This is a genomic window from Paenibacillus chartarius (genome assembly GCF_042432825.1).
Classification (GTDB): domain Bacteria; phylum Bacillota; class Bacilli; order Paenibacillales; family NBRC-103111; genus Gordoniibacillus; species Gordoniibacillus chartarius.
In genome coordinates this window covers 98345-112481 of record NZ_JBHLWN010000107.1, presented here as the reverse complement: position 1 = coordinate 112481, position 14137 = coordinate 98345, and the positions used below count along the sequence as shown (strand labels likewise).

The window sequence follows — 14137 nt, the reverse complement described above, 5'->3', positions numbered from 1 at the left end:
TTTCCTCTTTTTTCATGCCGAAGAGACGGATACAACTGACTTAAATCACCGGACTTCTAGAGTAATACAAAAGAAATTTTCAATAGGTATTGCTGCTCTTAGCTTGGTCATCATTTGGTTTGCACTCATACTCTTTGCTCCACAATTTATTTATACAATAATAACTCCAAAAACAAATCTCGAGGCTGAGAATATCGCAGGTGTTACCCTAAGCAAAAAAATAATTGATTATTCGAAAGAAGATTTTTCACAGGATCATCATAATCCCAATACTTATTATTTTCTTAACGGAGTAAGGGTCACTTCGGATACTAGCGGCAAATTTAAAAGTATTGACATCACGCATAATACAAGCAAAAGTGTGAAGACAAGTAGAGGAATTACTGTTGGGGATTCATTGGAAAAGGTCAAAGCCGCTTACGGTGAGAATTTCTATCGTAGACATGAACAAGGAGCAGGGATCATTGTTTATGTTGATAAAAGAAGCTTTATGGAGTTTTGGCATTGGAACGATATTGTACAGGAAATTCGCTACGGTTCGTACTGAAACAAGTTTGCGGGCTGAACTAACCGGACGATGAGTGCAACTTCTCCGGAAACGGTACCCGAATTAATCAGTGCTGAGGTGTGGATGGCACCAAAGGATAGGTTTTGAAAAAAGACTTGGACGGTAAACTGCCAAAATCACCTGAGAAAGCCATTTCGATCCAGAAGAGCAGGCCGCCAAGGTGGCCGTAATATTCCCCTGTACGACGCTGATGGTGAAACCGTAATTGGTATGTTTCATATTGGAAAGTAACAAACTCAAGAGTTCCGCTAACGAAAGATGATAGTCAAAATAAGTGTCTGCCGCGGCAGTCTGCTTTGTCGCTGAAGAAACGAGCAGGATTGTGGAATTTCCACCCTGATTTGGATAAAATACTGGTATGCTGGAAATGGGGGGCTTTTATGACAATAGGATCGCAAAACGATATCGAGGGTCTGAAGAAAATTGGGAAAATCGTTGCAATGACGATTAGCGAAATGAAACGTCACACACGTGCCGGAATCACAACAGAGGAACTTGATGATATCGGAGGCAGGTTTTTGAAAAGGCATGGTGCTATACCGGCACCAAAGGCAACTTATAATTTCCCCGGCAATACATGTATTAGCATTAACCATGAAGTTGCCCACGGAATTCCGGGAAATCGAATCATCCAGCCCGGCGATTTAATAAACATCGATGTTTCGGCAGAACTGGGAGGCTATTACGCCGATGCGGGACATTCTTTTCCGATAACCCCATACAATCCCTCCTTATTGCGTCTATGTAAATACACACACGATACGATGATGAAAGTCATCTCTTCGCTTAAACATGGAGTTAAATTGAACGAAATTGGAAGGATCATTGAACTCGAGGCTGCTAAAGGCGGTTATAATGTGATCAGGAATTTGTGCAGTCACGGAATTGGGAGATCCCTGCACGAGACACCCAAAGAAATTCTCCCTGTTTATAACAAGCACGATAAACGTGTATTGACAGAGGGTTTGGTAATTACAATTGAGCCATTTTTATCCACCGGCGCCGAGTACGTCGTTGAGCAAAAGGATGGGTGGACATTACGTGTACCCGACAACAGCTATGTGGCACAGCACGAGCATACTATCATTATCACAAAGAATAAGCCCATCATCGTGACTGCGGCATAACCACACGGACAATTGTGCCATTGTTACGCTAACTGGGGGATGTTAGTTCAGCAAAAACAGGGAGCAGTTGCCGCGGTGATATGCTCCCCTTACGGTGGACAGGTGAAATAATAAAAACCTGTTTACTGTGAGGGGAGCCTTTTTTATGCCAAGAGGAAAATATAATGCGTTGGAGAAGCTCGCTGTAATTCAAGAAGTATCAAGCGATAAAATCGGGTTTCTGGCCGCTGCAAAAAAATATGGGATAAATAAAACGACTTTGATGAAATGGCAACGTCGCTACAAGCTCTACGGTGAGGATGGGCTGGTGAGTCAGGAACGGAAGAGTATTATGAGCGCATCGAGCGCCCGTCTACTCCTCACCGATCACGAGCGTATCTCCGTCGATTGCTGCATGTAATCCTAGCGCGGATAAGTTAACGAACGTGGTACCGTCATAGCTGAAGGCGTTCGTTCCTTCCGCATAAGCGGCTCCGGACGTTACGGACGCCACAAGCCGGTTGTTCAAGGAAATGCTGAACAACGGGTCGCTCCAAGACACTGTGTAGATGTTGCTGAGTGAAATGATAGATAAGTATTGATTGCCGTCGACGTCGATGTAGTCGAAGGCTCCCGACTTTTTGAGCGTCTTTACCGTATCGCCGATCGTAAGTGTGAACACAGCTTTCGTCAGCTTTTTGTAGCCGGCTTCCGGGCTTGTCCCCGTTTCTGTGATTACCGGAGCCGCAGGAGAAGTCGCCTGCGCTTCGGGCCCCGTTCGCCTCTCGAGTGTAATCCCCATGTCCGGGTCGAACATGATGTTGTAGCCGAGCGCTTCGCCTATCGCCCGCACCGGCAAGTAAGACGTGCCGTCCACAACGATCGCTTGGTTTGGCAGCGTTTGGCCGTTCAGCTTGACAGGGAAGGCGCCTTGCACCGTTCGGCCGATCAACGCCGCCGCCTCCTCGGCATGGGCCGACAGCGAGAAGGCGAGCGTGAAGCCCACAATGCCGCCGATGATGTATTTTCGCATATTTGACTCGACCTCCTCTATGATGCGCACGATCGACCCCGAATTGTCCCGCTTGAGCTCTGTCACGTTATCCCCAATCCAAGCCGTGACCGCAGTGACTGGTTTACGCGCTTGCCTACTCATCCGATTACCGCGTCGCTTGACTCTGTACATTATACAGTCTATCAACGTAACGCCGGCAATTCAATGCCAACGATTGGCGCTGATCTGCGAATGAATCTTTTGCTCCAGCCGTTTCTACCCGGGTAGGTTGTGAAAAGCTCCGAGCAGCTGCAAGACGGCGGCCGTTTATTTTTGCTCATTATGGTAGAAATTGATCATTTGTTCCGCTCGGATCCCTTGAATGGCGGGGAATGTATCAATAATGATAAGGGATTATCAAAAATGCCGGTTTACCGGAACTCAGACGTAACGGTAAGATGGGATCAGCCCCGGAACATCCGAAAACGGAGGATTCCATGGCTATGTAAACTGTGGATGTAAATAGGTAAGAGATGAAGTTGTTACTAATAACAGAAATGAAAACGCTTTAACGGAAAATTTATGAGAATGAACAGGGGATCTTGTACATATAGCGCCGGAATTGGCAGCTCTACGTCTCACCGATTGTTCCATAAGCGATGGCATTGGCATTAATTAAGCACCGATGTCCGCATCTACATTAAACTTGAAAAAGCTCGTATTGCGCCATTCTCGAGGTGTTTTAGGCATCGATCGTTGTATACGCGACAAGTTTGAATGTAAGCGGTACCAATTCAGGAGGTGATGCCGATTGAAGTAAGTCATCTGGTATGGGTGCAGCACGATTCCCGTTCAAAGAGAGGTGAACAAATTGAAAAGTATGATAAAAATCGGGTTGTTGGAATAGCTTTAGAGAACCGAGTTAAGGAGGGAGGAATATAGCCATGAATGCCAAAACATTTTCCATAAAGAAATCGCTGTTTACCTTCGTTATGTCTTTTCTCATCGTATTCGCGCTTGTTATTTCGCCAAATCCGGGTCACGCGGATTCATCGGGGGGCTTGCCGGCTCGTCAGGGGGAGTATCTGAACCGCGGCTTGGTTGCCGTATTGGTGGATAACGGCGTTTTCCTAAGCTGGCGCTATTTGAATACGGATCCGGATGAGATCGCCTTCAATGTTTATAAAAACGGACGTAAAGTGAATGCAGCTCCTATTAGCGGTGCGACGAATTATGTAGATACGACCGGCGCGGACAGTTCCCAATACCAAATTTCTACTGTCATTGCCGGTAAGGAAGAGATGCAGCCGGAGACGGTCTCTGTCTGGCATAACAATTATTTGCCTATTCCGCTAGATAAGCCGGCCGACGGCAGAACCAAGGATGGCGGCACGTATTCCTACATAGCCAGCGACGCCTCTGTAGCGGATGTGGACGGCGACGGCGAATATGAAATTGTTTTCCTCTGGAACCCGAGCAACTCGAAGGACAATTCGCAGGCCGGTTATACCGGCAATGTGTATATCGACGCCATTGAGCTGGACGGTACCAAGCTTTGGCGAATCGATCTGGGCGTCAACATCCGTGCGGGCGCGCATTATACACCGTTCATGGTTTATGATTTGGACGGCAACGGCAAAGCCGAAGTCGTCGTGAAAACGGCGGATGGCACGAAGGACGGCAAAGGCCAAGTGATCGGCGACGGCACGAAGGATTACCGCAACGAGAGCGGATATATTCTGTCGGGCCCGGAATACCTTACTCTGTTTGACGGTGAAACCGGAGCAGCCGTCTCCACTGTGAATTACGATCCTCCAAGAGGCGATGTGAGCTCGTGGGGCGACGGTTACGGCAACCGGGTGGACCGATTCTTGGCTGCCATCGCCTACTTGGACGGCGTGAAGCCCAGTGTAGTTATGACCCGAGGCTACTATACGCGCACTGTGCTGGCTGCTTTTGATTATGCCGGCGGTCAGCTGGTAAAGCGCTGGACCTTCGATACGAATGCAGCCGGCAAACAGTATGAAGGACAAGGCAATCACGGGCTCAGCGTACTGGATGTCGATGCCGACGGCAAAGATGAAATCATGTACGGCGCTTTGGCGATTGACGACGACGGAACCGTGTTGTACAGCACCGGACTCGGTCACGGGGATGCCATGCATGCCGGCAAGCTGGATCCGAACCGGGACGGCTACCAGATCGTAAGCGTGCATGAACATACGAACGCCGAATACGGTCTCGAGATGCGCGACGCCGCAACCGGAGAAATCATCTGGGGCGAGTATACGGGCATAGACACCGGACGCGGCATGTCGGCGGATATCGACCCTACTTATCCCGGCTACGAATCATGGGCTTCCACCATTGTCGTGGGACAAATGGAACCCGTAACCCGAGTACATTCGGCGACCGGGCAAGTGATCTATGAAGGGGCCGAAGCGCCGAAAAGCACGAACTTCGCGATCTGGTGGGACGGAGACCTTCAGCGTGAGCTGTTCGATCATCAATGGGATAATAGCACGGGGAAAGGGATTCCTCTCGTGTATAAGTGGGATTACGAAAACAAGAAGTTAAATGAAATTTTCAGGGCCACAGGCACTCTGACCAACAATAGCACCAAAGGAAATCCGGCGATTCAGGCGGATATACTTGGAGATTGGCGCGAGGAAATTTTGCTGCGGAGTGAAGACAGTACGGAATACAGACTGTACACAACGACCATTCCTACGGCTTACCGGATTCCCGCGCTCATGCAGGACCCGGTATACCGCTTAGGCGTCGCTTGGCAAAATGTCGGTTACAATCAGCCGCCGCACACGGGATTCTATATCGGCGCGGAAGCGACGACGTTCCCTAAAGCGAATCTCAATCTCACCGGCGGAGAAGCAGCGCTGGAGCAAAAGTTTCACTTTGATTTCGGCGCGGAGCCTGCAGCGAATACAACCGCTGTGCAGAACACGCTCTATACGGCAGAATTGGGCTACGGGTTTGAGAATGTAAGCGGGATAACAGTTGGCGCAAACAATGTCTCCTTGCCGGAAAACGCCAAATTCGCCGTTGACCTGCCTAACGCCAATTATAAGATAACGGTCAAGCTCGGCGATGATGTGCAAAATTCCAATGTGGGCGTCAAATCCGAATTTGTTCAGAAGATGGCCGTGACGAGCGTGGGAGCGGGAGAGCCTCTGGTTTATTCCTACGACATCGCGCTGGTAGACGGTCAGCTGGAATTTATTTTCTCCGGCTCGGCCATTCATGTACAGGAAATAATGATTGAGAAGTATCCGGACAAAACGCCGGGCGTCTCCAAGACGATCTATATGGCCGGCGATTCGACAATGCAATCTTACAGCGCGATGCAGGCTCCGCAGGAAGGCTGGGGCCAGCAATTCGGCCGTTATTTCTCGAACGGCGTAGTGGTCGAAAACCATTCGATCGGCGGCAGAAGCAGTAAATCCTTCATGGTCGACGGCCGATTGGATACGGTATTGCGCATGATCAAGCCGGGAGATTTCTTCTTTATCTCCTTCGGCCATAACGATGCCAGCGCCGGAATTCCGGAGCGGTATGCGTCTCCTGAGGATTATAAAACGTATTTGGCCCGCTATGTGAACGGCGCCAGACAGCGCGGCGCGACACCTGTGCTGCTTACGCCGGTAGGACGCAGGGACTTCAATCTGATTACCCAGGAATTTAACGTGAGCTTCCCGGAATATGTGGAGGCCGCCAAAGAAGTTGCAGAGGAGCTCGGCGTGCAGCTGATCGATTTGAGCCAGCTAAGCATCGCGTATTACAACAAAGTGGGCCTGGCCGCTACCGAGAAAATCTTCCTCTATGCCAATCCGGGCGAATATCCGAAATACCCGAACGGTGTTAGCGATAATACGCATTTCAGCAGTTACGGCGCTCGGGTCATTGCCGGACTGGTAGCGGGAGCAGTCAAAGATATGAAGCTCAGCCTTTCGCCGTTCGTCATTGATCCGGATTTCGTCGAACCGGAGCCGGAGCCGGAGAGCGAGCTCTATGAGGAAAACTTTGAAGGTGATCCTGCCGCCGTCAAATATGCGATGGTGAATGCCACAGGTATCGGAGGCACGATGACGGGAACGGTCGTAGAGCAGAACGGTAACAAAGTGCTGTCCGTTGCCGGTTCCGGGTCCGGACATCGTGCGAAGGTGTTCCGATTGTTCGATGCGGTCAACGGCGATATTGTCAATGTGAATTTCGACTGGAACTCGGGCAATGTGGGGGCGTTCCCATCCGAGGGACATCTGTCGCTGCAAGATGCGAACGAGAATTTGATTTTGACCTTGTACACAACCAGCGGTACGAACACGCCAATCGGTTATTTCCCTGGCCATTACGCACCTGATTACGGTACGGGAAGTACGGCTATTCCGGGCGGAATAATTACGAACATCAAGAAAAACCAGTGGATTAACGTGGATGCGGCCATTAACTTTGCCGAGAAGAAGATCGATTTGACATTGACGAGCTTGGCTGATCCGAGCGTCACGCAGACGATCGAAGATATTCCGATGAGCGCCGGAACAGCTTACGCCGATAACGTAAGGGCGATAAGGTTCCTGGGTACGAGAAAGGGCGGCGGCGGCACGCTGAATTGGACGACGCAGATCGACAACGTGAGAGTGGAGGGCAAGAAGCTTCCGCCGGCTGCTGCCGACAAGACCGCATTAACGGCGCTGTATGAAGAGGCGAAGGCGCTCGATCTGTCGGCCTATACCGAACAATCGAAAGCCGTGCTCAACAAAGCGTTGGCGGCTGCCGAGACGATCATTGGATCGGAGGAGGCGACGCAGGCACAAGTAGACCATGCGTTCAATATGCTGACGGTCGCCACGGCTTCGCTGACAACCGAGCCCGTTGCCGAGATCAACGAATACCGATTCGACTTCGGCGCAGGAAACGCAGCCGAAGGCTATACTCAAGTAGACGCCAAAAGAGCTTATGTGGAAGGAAACGGTTACGGATTTGCCGATACCTCGCTCGTAGAGAATGGAAACCGCCAAACCGGAAATGCGCTGACGGAGGATTTCACCCGCGTTAACGGCACATCCTTCCTGGTGGAAATGAAGCCGGCTAATTACCGTGTAACGATGACTATTGGCGATGCGCAAGAAGCTACGAACGTCGGCGTTACGGCGGAGCAGATGGCAAAATTGCCGGTAACAACCGTACCGGCCGGCGAATTCAAGGAAATCACGTATGACATCGCCCTTATTGACGGCGTATTCAACTTTGAATTTACAGGCAACACGCCGAAAATTAACGCCTTGAAGATTGAACGCCTGCCTGAAAACGGCACGAGCGAAAAACCGGTTATTTATTTGGCGAGCGATTCCACGGTTGCCAATTACGCGGAAGGGTATCGTCCGCAGGCCGGATGGGGCGAAACGCTGGGCGGTTTCTTCGATCTGGACCAGGTCGGCATCGATAACCGGGCAGTCGGAGGCCTAAGCAGCAAAACCTTCCTGGTGGGCGGATATCTGAACGACCTTCTGCTCGATATTCATGAAGGAGATTATCTGTTCATGCAGTGGTCTCATAATGATTCCACGCCGTCGCGTCCGGAGCGTTATCTCACACCGGCGCAGTTCAAAGTCTATTTGAAAACGTATATCGACGGCGCCGTGCAAAGAGGGGCGATTCCGGTTCTGGTCACCCCGGTCAACAGGCGCGACTTCACTGGCGAAACCTTGAACAAGAGCTTTCCTGAGTATGTTCAGGCCATGAAGGAAACCGCACAGGAAACCGGAACTCTATTGATTGATCTGAATCAGGCCAGCTGGGAATATTTCCAGGAGCTGGGTCCGGAAGGGACGAAAACGATTTTCTTGTGGGTAGACGGAAAGGAAGACAACACGCACTTGCAAATGAATGGCGCCATCAAGGTGTCCGAATTGGTGGCAAGACTTGTGAAAGAGCTGAATATTCCGCTTTCCGCTTTTGTCCAAATCGACGAGACGGCGCCTGTGACGACTTCTGTTGTTTCCCCGGCCGATCCGGATGGGGCAAACGGATGGTACCGCCAGGATGTAACGGTAAATCTGAGCGCGCTTGACGAACTGTCGGGCGTAGCCCAAACCGAATACAGCTTGGATGGCGTCACATGGCAGGCGTATACGGCACCGGTTGCACTAAGTCAGGACGGGCAGCATACGATCAGCTACCGCTCGACAGACAACGCGGGGAATGCCGAGGAAGCCAAAACAACCAGCATTTCAATCGACAGAGCAGCTCCTGCGATTACGGTAACCAGCCGTGTCTACAATCTATCTGTGACCGGCACTGTCTATGATTCCTCTTCTTATAGCGGCGCGATTCTGTTATTGCCTTTGGTTTCGGTGACTGATCCTGTATCCGGCGTCGATGCAAGCAAAACAAAGGCGACACTGGATTCGCAGGAATATGGCCTGGGAGATACCATTGCGCTATATACGCTGCCGCTTGGCAGCCATAGCCTGGCGATAACCGCAAGTGATCTCGCGGGAAATCAAGCGAGCCGGATCGTCACCTTCGAAACCTACGCAAGTGTCGACGGGCTGAAACAGCTGGTATCGTACTTCGCCTCCATAGGCTGGATTGACAACGGCGGAATCGAGAGCAGCCTGCAGCAAAAGCTGGACAAAAATAATCTGAAGCCCTTCATCAACGAAGTGAAGGCCCAAAGCGGCAAGCATATCTCCGCACAGGCGGCGAATTACTTGCTGCGCGACGCGAATGCCCTGCTGAACTGATCCTCCTGTGTGAAATGGGGATGCCGCGAGTAAGCGGACACCCGAAATCGAAGAGTCCCCCGAATCCGGTTGATTCGGGGGACTCTTCTCCATGAGGGCTCAGGAAGGGCGGTCCCCAGATCGAACCCAACGGCCCTATTTCTCTAAAACCCGGGATTCTGTGTACGGGACACATGGTTCTTAATCGAGAGAGGCGGAACGTCTGACGCTTCTTGATCTATCGTAAAATGCAACGGCCATCAGCAGCAATAAGTAAACGATAATGATGAGAACACTCACATATTCTTCAAACAGGATATGGGTGACAAGCGCCCCCGTCATAATAGCCATGAGAGCAAACAGGGCGTAATTTGCCAATTTTCGAATCCATAAGCCAATGCCTCCTGCAATTTCGATGAGCCCTACAACCATGCAAAACCAGATTGGGTACCCATAATGTACGAACATGCCTACAGCGTCCTCCGCTCCGATAACCTTCATCGAACCGACCATAATGAAATTCGCCGACAAGATCCCCTTTAGTACCATAACTGCGATTTTTAAGCTTTTACTAGCCACAAACGATCACCACTCCTGCTTCATTTGTCATTATGAGCTTATTATAGGATGATAATATGTCATCTTCTGTCATATATGGACCGGCCAGCGAACAAAGGCCGCCCCGACAACGGAACGACCTGTTCAACATTGATATTCGCCTGGCTCGCAATCAACCTACTCTTCACACAACAACGCACAGCCATATGGCGGCAAACTAAGCTGCAGCCGACCCTCATGCGGATAACGAACCCCGGACATCGCATCCAGGATAAATCCGGACGGCCCCGACCCGAAAGGCGACCCCGCACTCACCACCGCCTCAAGCGGACTATTGTTGATAAGGGCGGCTACCCGCTGCGTTCCGTCATCACGCACGATGCCCAGCACTCCCAAGCTCTCTTCCTCCAGCCACACTCGAACCTTCCCCCGTCGAAGTGCGGCATACTGACGGCGCAGTGCGATCACCTTCCGATAAAATGCCAGCAGCTCCCCGTCCTGCTGCTCCTCCTGCCATAACATCGGTCGGCGGCACTCCGGGTCTTCTCCTCCGCGCATGCCGACTTCGTCGCCGTAATAAATTTGCGGGATTCCGGGATAGATCATTTGGAAGAATACCGCAAGCATCATTTTCTCCTTCACGGCTTTCTCTTCTCCCCATCCGAACCCATGGCGCTCGCACATCGTCATGAAACGCTCGGTGTCGTGACTGCCGATCAGGTTGAACATGGCCGCATTGGCCGCATCCGTATACATCATACGAATCATCGACAGTCTGCCGCTGAACTCGCGAACGCCGATCGACGTCTTGGCGAAGAAGTCGACCATCGCCGTTCGAAGCATGTAATTCATTACGCCGTCGAACTGATCGCCGCGCAGCCACGGGCCGGAATGATGCATGATTTCGCCGACGATCAACGCATCCGGCTTCTCCGACTTGACGGCTCGGCGGAAATCTCTCCAGAATGTCCGATCGACCTCATTCGCAACATCGAGCCGCCAACCGTCAATGCCTGTCTCCCGAATCCAGTAAGCCGCGACATCCAGTAAGTATTGCTTTAGCTCTTCATTGGCCGTGTTCAGCTTCGGCATCGTCGCGATCGCGTTTCCGAATGTCACATAGTTCGGCACGGGCGACTCCACAACCGGGAACCGCTCGGCAAAAAACCATTCCTTATACCGGGAAGCCTCCCCCTTCTCCACCACATCGCGGAAGGCGAAAAACTGGTTGCCCGAATGGTTGAAAACAGCGTCAAGCATCACGCGGATGCCCCGCATGTGAGCCTCATCGACCAGCGCTTTCAGCTGCCCGATATCGCCAAAATGCGGATCGATAGCAAGATAATCGGTCGTATCGTATTTATGGGTGGACGGCGACACGAAGACCGGCGTCAGATAGAGCAGATTGATGCCGAGCTCTTGCAAATAGGGGAGCTTCTCCGTAATCCCGGCCAGGTCGCCGCCGTAATACGATTGCGCGGAAGGACTGGCGTCCGGTGTCCAGGGCTCCGTCCCTGGAGGATCGTTGCTCTCATCCCCGTTGCGGAACCGGTCGGGGAAAATTTGATACACCACGGCATCATACACCCATTCCGGCAGCTCGTGCACCTCCGACGGCGATACATAAGGGATATTGAATACACCGGCCATATCGCGATTCGGCGATGCGCCCAGCTCTCCGAACCAAACCGAATTCCCTTCGCCGTCTTCCAACTGGAACACATAGCGGATCCGCTTCGTCTCCGTCACGATCACGCCTTCAAAATAATCATGGCTGGCCGTAGAAGCAACCAGCTCCAGCTCCTGCGGCATCTCGTTTCTGTAAGCGACATAACGGTCAGAATGCAGCACGTTTGCCTTCCGTACGTCGCCGCGCTTCGCTCGAATGCGCACCTTGACCGCATCCGGCCGCACGGGGAAAGCATAGGGAACATCGTCAATGTGATAAATGGCTTCCCAATTCATAAGCAAGTTTCTCCTCCATGTAACGTTTGTATCTATCCTTTGGCGGCACCGGCTGTCAATCCGTCAATCAGGAACCGCTGCAGCCAGATAAACAGCACCACGATCGGTACCGCAAGCAGCACAGCTCCCGCCGCAAATACGGTGAAGTCGGTGGAATTAAACTGATTGACCATATCGTACAGGCCGATGGCGAGCGTCGTCTTGTCACCTGTACGCAAGATGAGCTTGGCGAAAATAAAATCGATCCATGCCCCGTTGAAAATAACGAGGGAAACGTACGTCAGCATTGGCCGGGACAGCGGAATCATGATCCGCGTAAAGACTTGCCAATTCGAAGCGCCGTCAATTCGGGCGGCTTCATCCAGGCTCTGCGGAATCGTATCGTAGAAGCCCTTCGCCACAAATACGTTGGAGAGGAAGGCGCCCGAGCTGTACACAAGGATGAGCGCCCAATGGCTGTTCAGCAGGTCGAGCTGCAGGAGAAGGACATAAATGGCGATCATCGACATGAAGCCGGGGAACATGTTCAGGACGAGCAAGCCCATCAATCCGTATTTGCGGCCGATGAACCGGAACCGCGCGATGGCGTACGATCCGAGCAGCGTCAGGAACGTCCCGAACAGCGTCGAGAAGAACGCCACCTTGAGCGTGTTGAAGAACCAGAACGGATAATTGTATTTTTGGCCTGAAAGCAGCGCCGCGTAATGCTCCAGCGTCAAGCCTTCGGGAAGCAGCGTTTCGCTGTACAGGCTGTTGCCGATCTTGAAGGACGACAGCACGATCCAGAGTGTCGGATAGAGGCTCACCAGCGAGACGACGGTAAGAATGGCATAAGTGAACAGCAGTCTCGGCTTCATGCGTTCATATCCTCCTCCCGGTAAGAGCTTGTTTTGCGGTAATTATAGATGGACAAGCCGGCCACGACCGCAAAAATGATAATGCCCAGCACAGCCGCCATATTATACTGCCTATTGTTGAGCGTAAGTTTGTACAGCCAGGTGACCAGCAGGTCGGTTGCCCCCGCATATTGGTAGTGCGGCAAAATCGGATTCCCATCCGTCAGCAGGAAGATGACGTTGAAATTATTAAAATTGCCCGCAAACTGCATGATCAGCACGGGAGCCGTCGTGAACAAAACCAGAGGCAGCGTAATATTGCGGAACATTTGCCAGGGCGATGCCCCGTCTACCCTCGCCGCTTCGTATAGATCCTTCGGAATCGTCGTCAGCACACCGGAGATGAGAATCATCGAGAGCGGCACGCCTAGCCACATGTTAACCCCGACAACCGTCACCTTGGCCCAGAACGGGTCCGTCAGCCACGGGATCCCGCCAAGCCCGAGCAATCGCAAATACTGATTGATCGGGCCGAACTCGGTGTTGAGCAGGTTGCGAAAAACGAGGAGCGAGACGAGATTCGGCAGTGCAAACGGAATGATCAGGACCGTACGCCATAAAGCTTTAAGTCTTACGTCCGGTTGGTTAACGAGAACCGCGAGCGCCATTCCTCCGAAATAAGTCGTTACGGTGGACAACACGGACCACACGATCGTCCAGGTAAATACGCCGATGAATGTGCTGCTCCACGTCTTGAGCTGAACCAGGTCGGCAAAGTTTTGAAATCCGACCCATCGGACCAGCTTCGCCGGCGGCAGATTGGGAGGAGCGAAGTTGGTGAACGCCAGCAGTATACTGAAGAGCAGAGGAAGAATGGATAAGAAAATGGCGACGGCTACAGGCAGCGCAAGAATGGCGTAAGGAAAGTTCCTTCCTCCGACGGCACGCAGCGATTCGGTGAACGTCTCCGTTCGGCCCCTTCTGCCGGCAATAGCTGCCTGCCGATGTGCATCGCGAATGCCCAGGACATAGATGATGACAATAAACAGGAGGAGGAGAACAGCGATAAGCCCATCGACCATGAGAAAGATCGAATGGTCCCCCTCGGTCATTTGATATTGATTTCCGACCTTGATCATTTGCCTCGACTTGGTCCCTAACGTAATCAGTCCAACCAAGCTTCGAAGCAGCCCGCTGACGATCCAGCCTGCGCTTGCCGTACCGATTCCCATGAACAGCAAGCCTTTGACCACCTGGCGATTGTACAACTGTCCGAGCCCCATCCAAAGGGCGGACAGAAGCGCCGCCTTCATGGATCGATTCCATTTCATGCTCGTATGGCCTCCTGCGTGATCTGCCCCGCTCCTTAC

The 14137-nt window shown here is 51.9% G+C and carries 9 protein-coding genes; 4 read left to right on the top strand and 5 right to left on the bottom strand.

Annotated elements, in window-relative coordinates; genetic code table 11:
• The 3 genes from ACFFK0_RS26995 to ACFFK0_RS26985 form a co-directional block, all read left to right on the top strand.
• The coding region (locus ACFFK0_RS26995) for a hypothetical protein (RefSeq protein WP_377473834.1) at nt 1-547 on the top strand (547 nt) is incomplete at its 5' end.
• Nucleotides 548-948: 401 nt separating this feature from the next.
• Nucleotides 949-1695, top strand: coding sequence for a type I methionyl aminopeptidase (gene map, locus ACFFK0_RS26990; RefSeq protein WP_377473832.1), 747 nt, complete (start codon nt 949-951; stop codon nt 1693-1695).
• Between the two features lie 145 nt (nt 1696-1840).
• Nucleotides 1841-2095 (top strand): helix-turn-helix domain-containing protein, encoded by a 255-nt coding sequence (locus tag ACFFK0_RS26985; protein ID WP_377473830.1) that lies wholly within the window; start codon nt 1841-1843, stop codon nt 2093-2095.
• On the opposite strand, the gene ACFFK0_RS26980 is transcribed toward ACFFK0_RS26985, so the two are convergent.
• Nucleotides 2048-2707 carry a stalk domain-containing protein gene (locus ACFFK0_RS26980; RefSeq protein ID WP_377473828.1) on the bottom strand — a complete coding sequence of 220 codons (660 nt, stop codon included), beginning with the start codon at nt 2705-2707 and terminating at the stop codon, nt 2048-2050. The genes ACFFK0_RS26985 and ACFFK0_RS26980 overlap by 48 nt on opposite strands.
• A gap of 905 nt (nt 2708-3612) precedes the next feature.
• Between ACFFK0_RS26980 and ACFFK0_RS26975 the strand changes: the two genes are divergently transcribed.
• Complete coding sequence (locus tag ACFFK0_RS26975) at nt 3613-9429, top strand: rhamnogalacturonan lyase family protein (protein ID WP_377473826.1); 5817 nt, start codon at nt 3613-3615, stop codon at nt 9427-9429.
• Nucleotides 9430-9609: 180 nt separating this feature from the next.
• Here ACFFK0_RS26975 and ACFFK0_RS26970 read toward each other — a convergent pair whose 3' ends face one another.
• From ACFFK0_RS26970 to ACFFK0_RS26955, 4 genes are all read right to left on the bottom strand, one after another.
• Nucleotides 9610-9987 (bottom strand): DoxX family protein, encoded by a 378-nt coding sequence (locus tag ACFFK0_RS26970; protein ID WP_377473825.1) that lies wholly within the window; start codon nt 9985-9987, stop codon nt 9610-9612.
• 156 nt (nt 9988-10143) lie between these two features.
• Nucleotides 10144-11931 carry a glycoside hydrolase family 13 protein gene (locus ACFFK0_RS26965; RefSeq protein WP_377473823.1) on the bottom strand — a complete coding sequence of 596 codons (1788 nt, stop codon included), beginning with the start codon at nt 11929-11931 and terminating at the stop codon, nt 10144-10146.
• A 32-nt stretch (nt 11932-11963) separates the two neighbouring features.
• Entirely contained in the window at nt 11964-12788 is an 825-nt protein-coding gene (locus ACFFK0_RS26960) for a sugar ABC transporter permease (RefSeq protein WP_377473821.1), read from the bottom strand.
• Nucleotides 12785-14098, bottom strand: coding sequence for a carbohydrate ABC transporter permease (locus ACFFK0_RS26955; protein WP_377473819.1), 1314 nt, complete (start codon nt 14096-14098; stop codon nt 12785-12787). Before ACFFK0_RS26955 ends, ACFFK0_RS26960 begins: the two co-directional genes overlap by 4 nt.
• Nucleotides 14099-14137 lie beyond the last annotated feature (39 nt).

What these genes read in the sequence shown, in the direction of transcription:
- map (WP_377473832.1), top strand. Translation starts at nt 949, where the DNA reads ATGACAATAGGATCGCAAAACGATATCGAGGGTCTGAAGAAAATTGGG.
- ACFFK0_RS26985 (WP_377473830.1), top strand. Translation starts at nt 1,841, where the DNA reads ATGCCAAGAGGAAAATATAATGCGTTGGAGAAGCTCGCTGTAATTCAA.
- ACFFK0_RS26980 (WP_377473828.1), bottom strand. Translation starts at nt 2,707, where the DNA reads ATGCGAAAATACATCATCGGCGGCATTGTGGGCTTCACGCTCGCCTTC.
- ACFFK0_RS26975 (WP_377473826.1), top strand. Translation starts at nt 3,613, where the DNA reads ATGAATGCCAAAACATTTTCCATAAAGAAATCGCTGTTTACCTTCGTT.
- ACFFK0_RS26965 (WP_377473823.1), bottom strand. Translation starts at nt 11,931, where the DNA reads ATGAATTGGGAAGCCATTTATCACATTGACGATGTTCCCTATGCTTTC.
- ACFFK0_RS26960 (WP_377473821.1), bottom strand. Translation starts at nt 12,788, where the DNA reads ATGAAGCCGAGACTGCTGTTCACTTATGCCATTCTTACCGTCGTCTCG.
- ACFFK0_RS26955 (WP_377473819.1), bottom strand. Translation starts at nt 14,098, where the DNA reads ATGAAATGGAATCGATCCATGAAGGCGGCGCTTCTGTCCGCCCTTTGG.